The following is a 17,251-nucleotide window of genomic DNA, read 5'->3' as shown; positions in this document are numbered from 1 at the left end:
GTTGGCAAAGGCAGCAAAGAAAGAAACCCCATTGATGCAACAATACAACAGCATCAAGGTGAAATACCCTGGAGCACTATTGCTCTTTCGTGTGGGTGATTTTTATGAGACGTTTGGCGAGGATGCGGTGAAGGCAGCAGGTATCCTTGGCATTGTGCTGACCAAGCGGGGCAATGGTAGCGAATCGGAAACAGCATTGGCAGGTTTTCCGCACCACTCCCTCGAAACATACCTTCCCAAATTGGTGCGTGCTGGGCAGCGCGTGGCAATATGCGACCAGTTGGAAGACCCCAAGATGACCAAGACCATCGTCAAAAGGGGAGTCACCGAATTGGTAACGCCAGGCGTGTCTTACGGCGACAATATCGTCCAGCAAAAGTCTAATAATTACCTCGCTTCTGTTTTTTTCGATAAACAGGCTGTCGGCGTTGCGTTTCTTGATATTTCCACCGGTGAGTTTCTGGTGGCGCAGGGTTCGCCCGCCTATGCCGATAAATTGCTCCAAGGATTCAAGCCAACCGAAGTTATCATGGGTAAACGCCAGTACAAGGCGTTTGTGGAGGAGTTTGGGTCTCATTTCTATACGTACACCCTCGATGAATGGCCGTATACGGGCGACTATGCCATTGAAGCGCTACTCAAGCACTTTGAAGTCAAGTCGTTGAAAGGCTTCGGGATCGACCGCCTACCGTTGGGTATCGTTGCTGCGGGGGTGGCATTGCATTACCTCAATGAGACCGAACACCGCAACCTGCAGCATATCGCTAATATTTCGCGCATTGAGGAAGAAACCTACATGTGGCTGGACCGCTTTACCATCCGTAATCTCGAATTGGTGACATCAGCTAATGAACAGGCAGTGACATTAGCCGATGTGCTTGACCAAACGGCCACACCAATGGGTGCTCGGTTGCTTAAGCGATGGATGGTTATGCCGTTGAAACATGAAAGCGCGATAACGGAGCGGCATGACGTGGTTGATTACCTATATAGCCACAAAGATCTCCGGACGGAGTTGATGCAGGAAATCAAACAAATTGGTGATCTGGAGCGGCTCATCAGCAAGGTTGGACTTCAAAAAGCCAATCCGAGGGAAGTGATCCAGCTCAAACGCGCGTTATTTGCGGTTGATCGGTTGAAAGCGCTTATCGGTGGTGCCACTGTAGCCGCACTGAAAATCATTGCCGACCAATTAAATTCCTGTACACTTATCCGTGAACGTATCGATGCGCAGTTGAATGCGGAACCACCCGTATTGATAACCAAGGGTAATGTAATCGCCGCCGGTGTAAACGCCGATTTGGATAAGCTGAGAAAGGTGGCCTTTGGAGGCAAGGATTACCTTCTGGAGATCCAAAAGCGCGAAGCCGATGCTACGGGTATTCCGTCATTGAAGATTGCATTCAACAACGTCTTTGGGTATTACTTGGAAGTCACCAATGCCCACAAGGATAAGGTACCCGCCGAATGGGTGCGGAAACAGACATTAGTGAATGCCGAGCGATACATTACCGAGGAACTCAAGGAATATGAGGAACAGATACTTGGTGCCGAAGAGAAAATCCATGTGCTGGAAGCCCGGCTTTATGGAGAACTGGTTGCTGCTGTCGCCGAATATATTAAGCCTATCCAGCACAATGCACAGCTGGTGGCCAAGCTCGATGTATTGCTTAATTTTGCGTTGATTGCTGAAAAGAACCACTATGTGAGGCCCGAAATCAACCAAAGCAATGCTCTTGATATCAAAGGTGGCCGCCATCCGGTCATCGAGCAAAACTTGCCCATAGGCGAAGATTATATTACCAACGATGTCTTCCTGGATAGTGAAACCCAGCAGATCATCATCATTACGGGACCGAACATGGCCGGCAAGTCTGCCCTATTGCGCCAAACCGGATTGATTGTGCTCATGGCGCAGATGGGAAGCTTTGTGCCAGCGAAAGAAGCGCGGATTGGATTGGTGGATAAGATATTCACCCGTGTCGGCGCTTCAGACAACCTGTCGTCGGGCGAGTCGACATTCATGGTGGAGATGAATGAGACGGCGAGCATCATGAACAACCTTTCCGAAAGGAGTCTCATCCTACTCGATGAAATTGGTCGGGGTACCAGCACCTACGATGGTATATCCATTGCCTGGGCGATTGCGGAATACCTTCATGGCCATCCCGTGGCGAGGGCAAAGACGCTTTTTGCCACACACTACCATGAATTGAATGAACTGGCAACGTCCTTTCCACGGATTAAGAACTACAACGTTTCAGTGAAAGAGGTTGCCAACAAAGTGATATTTCTGCGTAAACTGGTACCGGGTGGCAGTGAGCATAGTTTTGGTATCCACGTAGCCAAACTAGCAGGAATGCCACCTAAGCTACTGCAACGGGCGAACGAAATCCTCAAACGGCTGGAGCAGGAGCGTACGGGGGGTGAACGTATCAAGGATAGTATCAAGAAAATCCAAAAGCAAGCATACCAATTGCAAATGTTCTCCATAGATGATCCCGTCCTTGTTAAAATCCGGGATATGCTCAATAACCTGGATGTGAATACACTTACGCCGGTAGAAGCATTGATGAAACTCGATGAGATTCAGCGGTTGCTGAAGAATTGAGTAGGGATTTCCAACCGTGTTTAAACCTTGGCACTACTTCTGCTGTCCTAGAGGTAATAGTTTGTATGTTTTACGTAAAGATTGACGCCATGAAAAAATTAGTGATCGGAATTGCTGCCTTAGCGTTTATCTTGGGCACGGGCTTGGAAGCCAATGCCCAGCGACGGGGTGAAGGCCATCAAGGGAAGCACAAGAAGGAGTATGCCAAGCAGTATCGCAAGCAAGACAAAGCGTTTCATAAGCACGATAGGTATGATCGGTCTTCTCAGAAGTATTATGAAAAGCGCGATCGAGCATATCACAAGTATTACGAGAAACGCGATCGAGAATACCGCAAGTATGCGAAGCAGAAAAGGCACCATTATCGCGACCACGACGCTTGGTACTATGGTAAGCGGTTTCACCACCGTTCGGAATACGTTTATTTCCCAGCATACTGTACATACTATGACCCCTACCGGCGGGGATATGTGTATCGAAGCCACAATGCGTGGGTATTTGCCCCGACCATGCCCTCTTTTATGGTTGGACTGAATGTCGGAGCACTAAACGTGCAATTTATGGCCAACCTACCTTTATAGGGTATAATAATAAAATCAAAAGTCAATTGAAAGGTGCCGAGATTTTGTCTTGGTACCCTTTGCTTTTCATGACGGGTTTAGCTAAGTTTGTGTATGTCAAGCTCATCATGAAGATTGTCCAATATGTAATCCTTGCCCCCTTAGCATTGCTGCTTTTATCCTGTATTGAACAGAACGAGCGGGCAAATGCCACAGCCGACCTTGATCCGATGACCTACGCCATTTTGGTGGATTCATCCAGTTTTTATTATGTCGATGTTAAGCATTATGATGCATCAGATCCAACCTTGCCTATCGGTATCTTCGATTCAGGTACCGGTGGGCTCACTGTGATGGATGCGCTGGTGCGGTATGATGCACACAGCAACCAAAGTCAGCTCGACAGTGCGGATGGTGTATCCGATTTCAGCAGGGAACGATTCATTTACCTCGCCGATCAGGCAAACATGCCGTATGGCAATTACTACAGTGAAAGCAAATCTGAATTACTCGTTGAGCACGTCTTGAAAGACGTCCAATTTCTGCTATCCAACAACTATTATCCCCAAGCGTCCTCCACTGGTTTTCTGACCGACAAGAAGCCGGTAAAAGCCATCGTTATTGCCTGTAATACAGCTACAGCCTATGCAAAGGACCACGTCCAAAAGCTTATCGATCGATCGGGTTTGGATATTCCGGTGATTGGCGTAATCGACGCTGGCTCGAGGGGGGTACTTGAAGTATTCGACAAAGCCGAGAGCGGCACGATCGGCGTCTTCGCTACGGTGGGCACGATTGCCTCCAAGGGCTATGAGAATACCATACTAGCGCTCAAACAACAGCTGGGCTACCGCGGTGAAATCCAGGTCTATAACCAAGGTGGGTATGGCGTTGCAGAAGCCGTGGATCAGGAGCCCGGTTTTATCGATTACGATGCGGATCAGCCACGGGAAGATTACCTTGGCCCTTCCTTGAGCCATCTGCAACATCCGATTGATAAATCACTGATGGATAGTTATCGCTTTGATTTTACGGCAAACAAGATGCTGTGTGATGCTGCCGACCGCGATGATTGCGATGTGCTCCAGATCAATTCGACCGATAACTACGTGCGTTACCATTTAGTTTCATTGTTGGAACAGTTGCGGAAGGCACCGGATGCGCAACCATTAAAGGCTTTGGTATTGGGTTGTACCCATTACCCTTACCTTATCAAGGCAATCCGCAGTAAATTGGATGAGTTGTACAATTACCAACGAAATGGGGCATATGTATACCGGCACGTGATGCGGCGAGAAATACATATCATCGATCCGGCAGAAAATGTAGCTGCCGAACTGTATGGATACCTTGCTGATGCGTCGCGCTTTAACCCGCAGGGTAGCATGGATAGCAGTGAGTTTTATATTACCGTGCCTAATAAACACAATAACCGGATAAAAACAGATGAACAGGGGCGCTTTACGTATGCTTATAAATATGGAAGGAATGTCGGTGAAATTCAGGAATATGTCAAAGTAGTTCCATTCAGTAGGTCAACTATCCCCGGGGAAACGATTGACCGGATGGGTGAAACGATACCGGAAACTTTTCGATTGATCCAGGCATTCAGCGATAACCACGTCAAAATACACCCAGTGCCGGTAAAAGACCGGATTCAGTAGGAAGTGGAGCCATCGTATGTTGCCCTATTTATGTATCTTTGCTAAAAAGCCATAAGCATGCCGATAACCCTTATTAAAGCCGCTACTATTGTTAACGAAGGAAGAACGATCAGTGCCGATGTATTGATTTCCGACGGGAGGATTGAAAAGATAGCCCCCGAAATCTCGACATCGGCCGATACCGAAGTCAATGCCGAAGGCTTACACCTATTTCCTGGTTTGATCGATGATCAAGTGCATTTCCGTGAACCAGGGCTAACCCATAAAGCTGATATCTGGCATGAGAGCCGCGCGGCGGTGGCCGGCGGCACCACATCCTTTATGGAAATGCCCAATACGGTACCCAACGCGCTTACACAACAACTCCTTCAAGATAAATATGACATCGCTGCGGATCGGTCTTTGGCCAATTATTCCTTTTATATGGGGGCCGCCAATGACAACCTAGACGAAGTATTACGAACGTCTCCACGCGATGTGTGCGGTATCAAGGTCTTTATGGGTTCTTCTACGGGTAATATGTTGGTGGACGACGAGCATACTTTGGAAGGTATTTTCGCCAATTCCCCTGTATTGGTTGCTACTCATTGTGAGGATGAGCGAACCATTAGGCAAAATACAGCGATGTATAAAGCTACACACGGGGATAACCTCTCCGTTGATATGCATCCGCTTATCCGATCGGCAGAGGCTTGTTATATCTCCTCTTCCCGTGCGGTAGAGCTGGCTAAGAAGCACGGCTCGCGCTTGCATGTCTTGCATATTTCGACCGCCAAGGAGGCCGACCTGTTTGAAAAGGATGTGCCGTTGGCCAAGAAGCGAATTACTGCGGAAGCGTGTGTGCATCACCTGTGGTTCAGCGATGCTGACTATGCAAAAAAGGGTAATTTCATCAAATGGAATCCAGCGGTAAAAACGGCCGCCGACCGCGAAGGGATATTGCAGGCTGTGCTGGATGGCCGGATAGACGTGATTGCCACTGACCATGCTCCCCATACACTGGCTGAAAAATCCCAGGCCTATTTACAGGCACCATCGGGCGGTCCATTGGTGCAGCACGCCTTGCAGGCGTTATTGGATATGCACCATGATGGCAAGCTGACACTCGAGCAGCTGGTGCAAAAGACTGCTCATGATGTGGCTACATGTTTTCAGGTCGACCAGCGTGGGTTTATCCGCGAAGGTTATTGGGCGGATATCGTATTGGTTGACTTGAATAAACCCTACACGGTTAGCAAGGGGAATATCCTATCCAAATGTGGCTGGTCACCTTTTGAAGGACACACGTTTAAATCGACCATTACCCATACTTGGGTGTCTGGTAATCTCGTATACGAACAGGGCGTTCTCTTGGAAAGAGGCAGTGGGCAACGATTATTGTTTGACCGATAGGATCTTTTGTAAAGGGAATATGGATAAACGAACATTCATCAAAACATTGGGTTTGGGCATGGCATCCCTACCCATCTCCTCAGGCGGTCGCGTTGTTGGCAATCATCATTTGCCGGTTATACATCCTCCGGTGATTAGCCGGGGGGATACTGTGGGCATCATCACCCCATCGTCGGCGTTGGTTGACGATGAGGGATATGCCATCGCTGAGAATAACATAAAGATATTGGGTCTTCGTCTTCAGTGGGGGAAACACGTAGGTAAAAAATACGGCTATCTAGCGGGAAAAGATGAGGAGCGGTTAGCGGACCTCCATGGGATGTTCAGCAATCCGGAAATAAAGGCTATTGTGTGTCTCCGGGGAGGCTCGGGAGCTGCTAGGTTGCTGGATAAACTAGACTACGGACTCATCGCGCGCAATTCCAAGATTTTTCTCGGTTATAGTGACATAACGGCTTTTCATCAAGCCATCTTTACACAAACCGGCTTGGTCACATTCCATGGTGCCGTGGCGAACAGCCGTTGGACACCCATGGTGGTCAATCAGTTTGAACAGTTGTTCTTTAGCGGTAAGCCACCGGTATATGCGGCAGCGCAAAATCGGATTCGGACGCTTACGCCGGGAACGGCCGATGGCAAGCTCCTGGGCGGCAATCTCACGGTGTTGACGGGTATGGCGGGGTCTAGGTACTACCCTGACTTTAACAATAGTATCCTGTTTCTCGAGGACATTGGCGAAGAACCCTATCGAATAGACCGGATGTTCAGCCAATTGGCTCTATCTGGAGCGCTTCAAAAAATCAAGGGATTTGTTTTTGGACGATGCTCAGATTGTGAAGCGAAAAATCCGGGTAATTCGTTGACATTGGAACAGATATTGGACGACTACATTAAACCGTTGGGTATCCCCGCTTACCAGGGTGCGCTGATCGGTCATATGGATGAGCAGTTTATCTTGCCGGTGGGAGCAAAGGTCCGTATGGATGCAAGTCAGGGAACGATCACGGTATTGGAGCATATTTTTTCGACATGAGGTACACCATCTATCTGTTTACGGTGATATTAATGACGACTGCCTGCCAAGGCATCGGTCAGAGCCGGATTACTTATGTGCCGGATACGGCCATGCTCGCGAATGCATTTGAAACCTATCGTGAACAGTCGATTACGAACCGTCGATTCAAACATGCGGATATCGAACCATTGATTCTCGGGCGGCGAGGTAGCGCTGTCTTTGATGTGACTCAGTTGGGTATTTCGGTGCTTAAGAAGCCGATTTACCAATTGCAATATGGTACAGGCCCAAAGCGGGTGATGCTTTGGTCACAAATGCATGGCAATGAGCCTACAGCAACCATGGCCTTGATGGATCTTTTCAATTTCTTGGAAGCAACGGGTGACGGCCTGGATAGTATACGTAATTTGCTGAAAACACAAACCAGCCTCTATTTTATCCCGATGCTTAATCCAGATGGAGCAGATGTGTACACTCGCCGCAATGCAATGGATGTAGACCTGAACCGTGATGCGCGCTCAGGTGCTACGGTAGAGGGGCGGATATTGATTGATGTTGCCAAGACCGTTCAGCCCAGTTACGCATTCAATCTCCACGACATGAATATTTACTATAATGTGCCGGGTACGCCGAATCCGGTTACCATCGCGCTCTTGGCCCCCGCCTATAATGCGGAGCGCGACATCAATGATGTGCGTGGCAGTGCCATGCAGATTGCAGTGAGTATGAATCGGATATTGCAGGGGTACGTACCGGGTGGCGTAGCGAAATATGATGATACGTATTCGCCAAGGGCCTTTGGAGATAATTTCCAAAGCTGGGGTGCGAGCACGGTACTTATTGAATCGGGGGGGTACAAAGGGGACCCTGAGAAACAGTTTATCCGTAAACTCAATTTCATTATTATCCTCAATGCATTGGTCGAAATTGCCCAAAATAGCTTTGCCCAGTATGACATCAATGAATATGAAACCATTCCCTTCAGCGATTCGAAACTTTCAGACGTACTCTTGCGCCATGTGGGCGCTTCCAGGGATTCGATTGGTTATAAAATAGACCTATCCATCAATCGGGATGAACAGACTGATGGACACGATTACTATGTACGGTCACGTATCACGGATGTGGGTGATTTGGCAGAAAACTATGGTTATACCGAACTGGATGCCGAAGGATATCATTTCCTGCCCGGTAAAATCTATCCAACAGTGTTTAACAGCATCGACGATGTTTCGTTGGAACAGGCTATGGGATTTTTACGTCAAGGATATTGTGCCATCCAACTGGCGGACATGCCGGATGAGCGGCATCATGGTTTGCCGTTGGTGGTTTTCAATCAGCAGGCGCCCAGTCCTGCCAGTCCCAACCTGGGCCGTGCGGCGAATTTTTTTCTGGCAAGAAATGGGGTGCCAGCCTATGCTGTTGTCAACGGATACCTAATCGATCTTTCTGCAACACCAGTTGAAGTGTTTAAGAATTACGTGCAGTAATTGACAGTCGGTGTGCCAATTACCGCCAGTCACTGCTAAAAGTTGAGCAGGCAGCCTAGCCTCCATGTATCCCAGCCATCATTTTAGTATACCGGTTGAATAGCGCTTAAATGACCATATATGTATGAATGGGGCGCGAGTTGCCCATTAATTTTCCGTTATCAACCGGATTTTGATAACTTTATTGCTGAAATACGTTATAAATCTATCATTGCTCATGTTGAAGACCATTGTGACGACCTTTTTGCTATGTGCTGGCTCCGCATATGTGATGGGACAGGTATCCAATCAAGGTAAATCCTATTCAGTGGATAAAGGCGCGGATGAACTGGTATTGAAAAACCCGGAAGGAAAGCCATTGCTTAGTTATCGCTACACCGTGAAAGCGCCCCCAAAAGGAGTGGATGCGTCATATGGCCGTGCCGGTTATATCCATCCCCTGCAGACCCTGTCGGGCAAAGTTCTTACCACCATACAGCCCGCTGATCATTACCACCATTATGGCCTGTGGAACCCGTGGACGCACGTGGAGTACAAGGGCAAGTTATACGACCTGTGGAACATCGGTGATAAAAAAGGCACGGTGCGATTCGTGGAATTTAAAGATGTCTTCCAGAATAAGAAAGAGGCGGGATTTGAAGCGATACACGACCATGTTATCTTCGATGGCGATACCGAAACCGTAATTATGAGAGAAAACTGGCGGATTGTGGTCACTCAATTGGATGGAAATAGGTACCTATGTGATATCCGCTCTACGCTGACGCCGGTAACTGATACGGATGTCATATTGAAGGAATACCGGTATGCCGGATTGGGATTCAGGGCTACGCCGGAATGGACCAATATGAATAGTAGTGTGCTGACATCCAGTGGTAAAAGCCGTAAAGAGGCAGATGGATCCTTGGAACGCTGGGCCATTATGTCGGGTCAACTTGGAGATGCTGAAGGCGGTGTGCTCTTTCTTTCGCATCCTGAGAATTACAATTTCCCGGAGCCGATACGGGTATGGCCCGAGGATGCCAATGGCGGTAGGGGAGACCAGTTTTTTAATTTTTCGCCTACAAAAAATATGGACTGGTTATTGGAAACTGGCCATACCTATACCTTACAATACCGGCTCGTTATTTTTGATGGCGTGTTGTCGGCCAATGAAGCAGAGCAGATTTGGCAATCTTTCGCCAAATAGGACCGATAGTGTTTAACCGATAATTTTTATGATCACCATGAGATTAAGATCAATTCCGCGAATAATGAGCATAGTTCTGTTTTTCTTGGGACTATTACTATCCAATATGCTCGTTGCGCAATCAACAAACTGGAAAAAAATCAAGATATTGGTATATACCAAAAATGGCGTAGGGTTTGTGCATGACAACATCGAAAACTCCGTGATTGCTTTAAAAGCCTTGGGCCAACAACACGGATTTGCTGTTGATGCGACCGACGATCCCGCGGTGTTTACCGACGAAAATCTGCAGCAATATGACGCATTGGTATTCTCGAATACGAATAATGACGTTTTTGATACCGATGCACAACGGGTGGCATTGATGCGTTATATTCAAGCAGGGGGTGGTTTTGTCGGTATTCATTCGGCCTCGGGTACCGAGCGGAAGTGGAAGTGGTTTAAGCAACTGCTGGGCGCTACATTTTATTGGCACGACAAATTCCAACCATTTACGGTAAATGTGATCGACGCCAAACACCCATCGGTAGCCCATGTGCCGAGGAAATGGGTGCGGGTGAAGGGTGACGAGTTCTACTATCTCAAGCAAATGAATGTCAACCTGCATGTTGTGGCGGTAAATGATGCTACAACATTGGATGGTGAAGATACCCGTCGATTGGATACGTTTGGCGACGTTTTCCCGTCTGTTTGGTGCCACGAATTTGACGGTGGCCGGTCGTGGTATACCTCGCTGGGCCATGGCAAGGAGGATTATATGGACGAGGAGTTTAGGCAGCATATCCTTGGCGGTATCGAATGGGTTATCAAGGGCGCGAAGAAGCGGAATTACGTAAGGGCATATGCTACCAGCCCGCAGGACGAAGTAAGGGAGCATTGAGCTAATTTTAAACCATAATAAATCACGGTATCATGGATAAACAACAGAAGCAATTAAATAGAAGGACGTTCATCAAGCAAACTGCAGGTGGATCAGCTTTGTTAGTAGCAGCGTCGGTTTTTCCGACTATAGTGCCGGCATCGGTGTTTGGAAAGAACGCACCGAGCAATCGTATCAATATTGGCCAGATTGGTTTTGGCCGGATTGGGAAATCACACGATCTACCTGAGGTCATGAAACATGATTATGTGCGGATTGTGGCCGTGGCAGACGTTGACCGCAACCGATTGGCAGCAGGTAAGGAATGGATTGAACAACAGTATGCGAATAAAAATGGCGGGAAGTCGCCAGTGGACGTTAAGACGTATGGTGACTACCGTGACCTCGTTGCGAGTAAAGATGTTGACGCGGTGATCATCAGTACGCCCGATCACTGGCATGCGCAGCCCGCCATGGAAGCGGCCATAGCGGGTAAGCACATTTATATGCAGAAGCCTACATCGCTTACCATTAGCGAGGGGCGTATGATGGCCGATGTGGTGTCGCGCAAAGGCGTTATCTTCCAGCTGGGTAGCCAGCAGCGATCGGTAAACCCTTGGCCCCAATTCAAGCGGACATGCGAATTGGTACGAAATGGCCGTATCGGTACCATCAAACGGGTGGTCGTAGGGCTGCCGGGAGATCCAGCGGGTGGCAACCCGGTAGAGATGCCTGTGCCTGAAAACCTCGATTATGATCGTTGGCTGGGCTCTACGCCTATGGTACCCTATACGTTGGACCGTGTGCATTCCCAAACGGATATCTATGATCGGCCGGGTTGGCTGCGTTGCGAACAATTTGGTGCTGGCATGATTACGGGCTGGGGGTCTCACCACATTGATATCGCTCATTGGGGGCTGGATGTCGAATTGAGCGGCCCACTGGAAGCGGAAGGTAGGGCAACCTTCCCCACTTCCGGCCTGTGGAATGTGCACGGCGACTTTGAGGTGAAGATGCTGTATCCGGGAAATGTGGTAATGGAGATCAGCGGAGCTAACCCTAACGGAGTGCGTTTTGAAGGGTCGGAAGGATGGATCTTCGTTTCGCGCGGCAACGTAGGAGTGACGGCCAGTGACCCCGGCGCAGCTGATGGAAAGGTAAACGAAGCCTTCAATGCCAGTGACAGTAAGATACTGCAATCGGTTATCGGCGAACAGGAAACCAAGCTGTACGAAAGCCCGGAACAGCATCAAAATTGGTTGGAATGCATACGAAATGGTAAGCAAACCATCAGTCATGTAGAAGTAGCCCATCGTTCGGGGTCGGCGTGCCTTATCGCCCACGCGGCGATGAAACTTGGTCGCAAGCTCCGATGGGATGCCGCTAAGGAACGGTTTATCGGTGACGATGAAGCGAATGCGCTATTGTCGCGCCCGCAACGTTTCCCATATGGAACAGGAAACGTGAAGGGGTGAGTTATTTTCGCTTTTGCTTGGAAAAATACAATGAACAAAACATAATGAATAGACAAACAGGACTGATTACTTTAGTGGCCATTGCTTGCCTTTCGGCATGTAATACTGCACGAGATGATATGCAGCGAAAAGACATCCAATTGATCACTGTTGCGCCGGGGCACTTCCATGCGGCATTGGTGCAGAAGAGTATGTACCCGGAAGTGGATAGTGTGGTAAACGTTTATGCGCCGGATGGCCCTGAACTGAATTCATACCTGGCGTTGATAAACCAATACAATACACGGGCAGACCAGCCGACTCGATGGGATGAGGTTGTTTACAAAGGAGCCGATTTCTTGGAGAAAATGCTGGAAGAACGTAAAGGCAATGTAGTCGTACTGGCCGGCAATAACCAGCACAAGATCGATTATATCACGAGGTCTATCGATGCCGGGCTGAACGTATTGGCAGATAAGCCGATGGTCATTAATGCCGAAGGTTTTTCGAAATTGGAAGGCACATTTGCCAAAGCGGCAGAAAAGGACGTGCTGCTTTACGATATCATGACGGAGCGGTATGAAATCAATACCATGTTACAGAAAGCACTATCACAAGTGCCGGATTTCTTTGGCAAACTCGAAACGGGTAGCGCGGCCAATCCGGCGATTACCAAGGAAAGTGTGCATCATTTTTTCAAGGAGGTATCTGGCAAACCGTTGGTTCGGCCTGCTTGGTTTTATGATACTCAGCAGCAGGGCGAGGGATTGGTGGATGTAACCACACATTTGGTGGATTTGGTGCAATGGGAGAGTTTTCCGGATCAGATTATCAATCACAAACAGGACATCCAGCTTGTCTCGGCGAAACGGTGGGCTACGGCAGTTAGTCCAGCACAATTCGAGCGTTCAACCGGATTGAAAGCGGTTCCCGCATTCCTGTCTGGTTCGGTGGATGACAACGGCGATCTCGCCGTCTTTGCCAATGGTGAAATCAACTATACGTTGAAAGGTATTCATGCTAAGGTATCGGTAATCTGGAATTTTGAGGCCCCGCAAGGGACAGGTGATACGCATTATTCTATCATGCGGGGGCAGTACGCCAATCTGATCATCAGGCAGGGTGAAGAGGAGCAATATAAACCCGTATTGTATGTGGAGTCTACCGGCGCCCGCGATGCGCAAACATTCGATGCCGCGCTGGCCAAGGCGATTGATCAGCTTAGTGGTTCTTACAAGGGATTGAAATTTGAACCGACTACAGACGGCCGTTACCGGATTAGTGTTGACCCTTCTTTGGTAACCTCGCATGAGGAACACTTTGCGCAGGTAACTGGAAAATACCTCGAATTCCTGCAATCGGGAATGATGCCCGACTGGGAGGTGCCTAATATGATTGCCAAATACTACTTGACCACGAAGGCGTTGGAAGAGGCCGAAACTGTAGTCTCCCCATAGGAAGATTGTGCGTTGTCGCCCTGTGTCGGCAACGCACAGTCTCTTATCGACGTATAATCGTATTATTGGTTTGATATTATGCCGATGCCGGGCCTAGCTGGCAATGCCACCTTGCCGTTTACAACCTCCATGCCTCGATATATGTCGTTAGTCGTCAATAGCGCGCCATCCAAGTCCGCCCAGTCGGCAATGGGTGATAGCTGTGCGGCGGCGGAAATTGCACATGACGTTTCCGTCATGCAGCCCAACATGACCTTCATGCCCAGTGCGCGGGCCAATACCGCCATTTGATTGGCCTCGCGCATGCCGGTGCATTTCATAAGTTTGATATTGATGCCATGATATACGCCAAATGCCTTCCGCACGTCATCCAATCGCTGTACGGCTTCGTCGCCGATGGTAGGAATTGGACTGCGTTCTGTTAGCCATGCGTTATCATCCGGTTGGTCTTTGGACATAGGCTGTTCGAGGAATAAGACGCCGCGGTCCGCTAGCCAATGGGCCATCTCCAGCGCTTCTCCACGCCTTTTCCAGCCTTGGTTTACGTCGACACAAAGGGGCTTGTCGGTCACTTCACGGATGGTATCGATCATCATTTTGTCTGTGTCTAACCCCAGCTTTACTTTCAATAATTTATAGGGTTCGGCTTCCCGTACTTTTTGTCGCACCACATCGGGGGTATCGATCCCAATCGTAAAAGAAGTATTCGGTGTATCTGCTGGATTGTACCCCCATATGCGGTGCCAGGGCTGATGCATGATTTTACCTAGTAGATCATGCAATGCAATGTCCAAAGCGGCCTTGGCTGCTGTGTTTTTTTGGGCAATAGTATCAATATATTCCAGGATATCGGCAGTAAGAAACGGATCAGCGAAACCCGACAGGTCTACGTGATCCAAGAAGGCCAATACACTCTCATGAGATTCGCCCAGATACGGAGGCATGGACGCTTCTCCGTAGCCCGTTACGCCCTCAAATTCGAGTTCGGTAAGTACGATTGGTGTGGTACTGCGCGAGCCCGATGCAATAGTAAATGTATGCTTGAGTTCCAGCGTATAGGGCCGGTAGCGTAGGGTGAATTTTCCCGATTTGCGCGAAGTTGTTTGCGTGGTCATTTGTGATGCTTTTCAAGTGTATAGAATTGATGCTGCGAAATAGGTTGTAACGCTGGGTCGGTTTGTGCGATATATCGTCTTGCAGCTACTAGCGTACGGGTTTGGAAATCACCATAGTTGGCTGCTCCACTAAGCATACTATTGATACGTACGGTGCCGGCTGAGTGGATAAATTCCCCGTCACCCAGGTATAGCGCCACATGGGTAATCCGCGCATCGGGTTTGCGATTATCACCGGAAGCAAAGAAAAGCAGGTCGGCTGGTTTCAGGTTGCGCAGCGCTTTTTCGGTATCCAGGGTATCCGCGGACAGGATATCAACAAATTGACCGGCTAGCACCTGTTGCGATGCGTCGCGGGGAATGATGATTCCATTCATGTAATAGGCCGTTTTGGTAAAGCCACTGCAATCGACACCCTTTACCGACGTGCCGCCCCATAGGTAAGGGACACCCATCATGGTCTTGGCGGCGTCCAATATGTTGTCCGCTATTGGGTTAAGAGTGTCTAGCCATTCGTCAAACGGGGAAACCAAATCGCTCTTGACGTAAGCAATTCGTCCATCCGGGTAACGTACGCGTATAAGCCCACTCGATTTACCCATTTCTACCAATATGTTGCCCATCACGAGGTCTGAAACTCGTAATGATTGTTCGTCTGGCGCAGAATAGGAATGGCCATAGTCAGCGATGAAAATCACCTTCCTGGCTACTTTCCATTGTCTTAAATCCAATTGGGTCTTTGCTGTGATTGAGGATGTGCTTACCCATGCAATGTACCCTTCCGGTGTGCGCACACGATAATAACCATCCCGCTTTTGAAGGAGGTCAACCGGTGTGCCCAGCAACACCTGAGAAGCCAGTTCTGCCTGATTGCGGGGCGCTACCCTGAGATTGGCTACCGACAGGTTGACAATTCCCGAAGCATTACCGTTCACGCTGGTATCTGGCAAGAGATTTATCGTTACCTTTGTGTCGGCGATGTGATTATCGACCAGCAGTTGTTGGAAGCGCTCCCAAGCTCTTGGTATGGTGGTAGTTATTTGATAGCGGTTGGGGTCGTCGGCAGCCCGTTGCAGTTCAAAAATTGCCGTACGTTTATCCGGAGCATACTGTTTGGCTATTTCTTCTGTTATGTGCGCGATTTTATGATATTCAGCAGAATCCGGCAACTGTGTTTGAGCATGATTTTTTAAACCGATTATACAGCAAAACATCAATATCATGGTCTTTCGGGAGGTTTTCATGACGAAAAGTTTCGGTCCAAGTTAAGTGATAATTTGTTGTTGTGCAATTTTTTATCGTAAATTCGAGATCCGATGACCCGCATAGCTATGCATGATGTCATGTGCCTGGAAATGACAGGTAGCCATTAACTAACGACAATTGTATGATTAACAGAAGGAAATTTATCAAAGCCGGAGCGATGGGAGCTTCTATGGTTTCGACAGGCGGTTTTTTAACCGCGTATGCCGGCAGCAATCATAGTGGGCAAGTGGCAGCGGGTAGACCTGTTGTGATCTCCACGTGGGATTTTGGTGTGGCGGCCAACCGAGCGGCGTGGACCATATTGGAGGCTGGTGGTCGGGCGTTAGATGCTGTAGAAGCCGGGGTTCGTGTGCCCGAAGCCGATTTAGCTAACGTGACCGTTGGTAAAGGTGGGTATCCCGATCGAGATGGACATGTCACATTGGACGCTTGCATTATGGATGAGCATGGGAATTGTGGATCGGTTGCGGCGTTGGAACACGTTACACACCCGATTTCTGTGGCGCGTTTGGTGATGGAAAAAACACCTCATGTGATGCTTGTTGGGGCGGGCGCACTGCAGTTTGCCCTTGAAAATGGTTTCGAACGGGAAAATCTACTTACACCCGAAGGCGAAGCTGCTTGGAAAACGTGGCTCAAAGAACGGAAGTATGAACCCGTTATTAACATCGAGAACAGGTCGTTCAACGTTGAAAAAATACCGGGAAACCGATATAACCACGATACGATTGGGATGTTGGCATTGGGCCGGAACGGAGATCTTTCTGGTGCGTGTACAACCAGTGGCATGGCGTTTAAGATGCATGGGCGTGTAGGAGACAGCCCAATTATCGGAGCGGGCCTATACGTAGATAACGAAGTGGGTGGGGCAACGGCCACCGGCGTAGGCGAAGAGGTGATCCGTACGGTCGGTAGTTTCCTGGTAGTCGAATTGATGAGGCAAGGGCTTTCACCCCGAAATGCGTGCCGTGAGGCTGTCAAACGTATCATCAAAAAGAAGCCCGAAGCGGCTAAAAAAATACAAGTAGGGTTTCTAGCCCTGAATAAAAATGGAGAATACGGAGCCTTTTCTTTGCAGAAGGGGTTTTCATTCGCGGTATGTGACAGGTATCAGCAGGATTTGCTGCTGGATGGCGAAAGTATGTATTGAAAGATAACAGTCGCACCTAAGCTAAAAAA

The 17,251-nt window shown here is 48.8% G+C and carries 13 protein-coding genes; 11 read left to right on the top strand and 2 right to left on the bottom strand.

Going from position 1 to position 17,251, the window contains the following annotated elements; all coding sequences use genetic code 11:
• Position 1: 1 nt before the first annotated feature.
• The 10 genes from mutS to IEV98_RS22095 all read left to right on the top strand — a co-directional run bounded on the left by mutS (position 2) and on the right by IEV98_RS22095 (position 13,691).
• The gene (mutS, locus tag IEV98_RS22140) at positions 2-2,611 is read left to right on the top strand and encodes a DNA mismatch repair protein MutS (protein WP_229738906.1); all 2,610 of its coding nucleotides are present in this window, start codon (positions 2-4) and stop codon (positions 2,609-2,611) included.
• An 89-nt stretch (positions 2,612-2,700) separates the two neighbouring features.
• Positions 2,701-3,192 carry a hypothetical protein gene (locus IEV98_RS22135; protein WP_188508232.1) on the top strand — a complete coding sequence of 164 codons (492 nt, stop codon included), beginning with the start codon at positions 2,701-2,703 and terminating at the stop codon, positions 3,190-3,192.
• Between the two features lie 107 nt (positions 3,193-3,299).
• Positions 3,300-4,835: a glutamate racemase gene (locus IEV98_RS22130; protein WP_188508231.1), complete on the top strand. Its 1,536-nt coding sequence runs from the start codon at positions 3,300-3,302 to the stop codon at positions 4,833-4,835.
• Positions 4,836-4,892: 57 nt separating this feature from the next.
• On the top strand, positions 4,893-6,227 hold the full coding sequence (locus tag IEV98_RS22125) for a dihydroorotase (RefSeq protein ID WP_188508230.1): 1,335 nt from the start codon (positions 4,893-4,895) through the stop codon (positions 6,225-6,227).
• Between the two features lie 19 nt (positions 6,228-6,246).
• Positions 6,247-7,260, top strand: coding sequence for a S66 peptidase family protein (locus IEV98_RS22120; protein WP_188508229.1), 1,014 nt, complete (start codon positions 6,247-6,249; stop codon positions 7,258-7,260).
• The gene (locus tag IEV98_RS22115; RefSeq protein ID WP_188508228.1) at positions 7,257-8,732 is read left to right on the top strand and encodes a M14 family zinc carboxypeptidase; all 1,476 of its coding nucleotides are present in this window, start codon (positions 7,257-7,259) and stop codon (positions 8,730-8,732) included. Before IEV98_RS22120 ends, IEV98_RS22115 begins: the two co-directional genes overlap by 4 nt.
• A 217-nt stretch (positions 8,733-8,949) precedes the next feature.
• On the top strand, positions 8,950-9,921 hold the full coding sequence (locus IEV98_RS22110) for a DUF6807 domain-containing protein (RefSeq protein WP_188508227.1): 972 nt from the start codon (positions 8,950-8,952) through the stop codon (positions 9,919-9,921).
• Between the two features lie 64 nt (positions 9,922-9,985).
• Positions 9,986-10,801, top strand: coding sequence for a ThuA domain-containing protein (locus tag IEV98_RS22105; protein ID WP_229738905.1), 816 nt, complete (start codon positions 9,986-9,988; stop codon positions 10,799-10,801).
• Positions 10,802-10,833: 32 nt separating this feature from the next.
• Complete coding sequence (locus IEV98_RS22100) at positions 10,834-12,255, top strand: Gfo/Idh/MocA family protein (RefSeq protein ID WP_188508225.1); 1,422 nt, start codon at positions 10,834-10,836, stop codon at positions 12,253-12,255.
• A 44-nt stretch (positions 12,256-12,299) separates the two neighbouring features.
• The gene (locus IEV98_RS22095; RefSeq protein WP_188508224.1) at positions 12,300-13,691 is read left to right on the top strand and encodes a putative oxidoreductase C-terminal domain-containing protein; all 1,392 of its coding nucleotides are present in this window, start codon (positions 12,300-12,302) and stop codon (positions 13,689-13,691) included.
• Positions 13,692-13,753: 62 nt separating this feature from the next.
• Here IEV98_RS22095 and IEV98_RS22090 read toward each other — a convergent pair whose 3' ends face one another.
• Together IEV98_RS22090 and IEV98_RS22085 are read right to left on the bottom strand one after the other, a co-directional pair.
• On the bottom strand, positions 13,754-14,806 hold the full coding sequence (locus IEV98_RS22090; protein ID WP_188508223.1) for a dipeptide epimerase: 1,053 nt from the start codon (positions 14,804-14,806) through the stop codon (positions 13,754-13,756).
• Entirely contained in the window at positions 14,803-16,050 is a 1,248-nt protein-coding gene (locus tag IEV98_RS22085; RefSeq protein ID WP_188508222.1) for a C40 family peptidase, read from the bottom strand. Before IEV98_RS22085 ends, IEV98_RS22090 begins: the two co-directional genes overlap by 4 nt.
• A gap of 143 nt (positions 16,051-16,193) precedes the next feature.
• Here IEV98_RS22085 and IEV98_RS22080 point away from each other — a divergent pair, with 143 nt between their 5' ends.
• Positions 16,194-17,222, top strand: coding sequence for a glycosylasparaginase (locus IEV98_RS22080; protein ID WP_188508221.1), 1,029 nt, complete (start codon positions 16,194-16,196; stop codon positions 17,220-17,222).
• Positions 17,223-17,251: the final 29 nt, after the last annotated feature.

The sequence above is a fragment of the Parapedobacter pyrenivorans genome (genome assembly GCF_014636865.1).
GTDB classification, from domain to species: Bacteria; Bacteroidota; Bacteroidia; order Sphingobacteriales; family Sphingobacteriaceae; genus Parapedobacter; species Parapedobacter pyrenivorans.
Note: the sequence above shows the minus strand (reverse complement) of the source record. Positions and strands in the feature narration are given on the sequence as shown.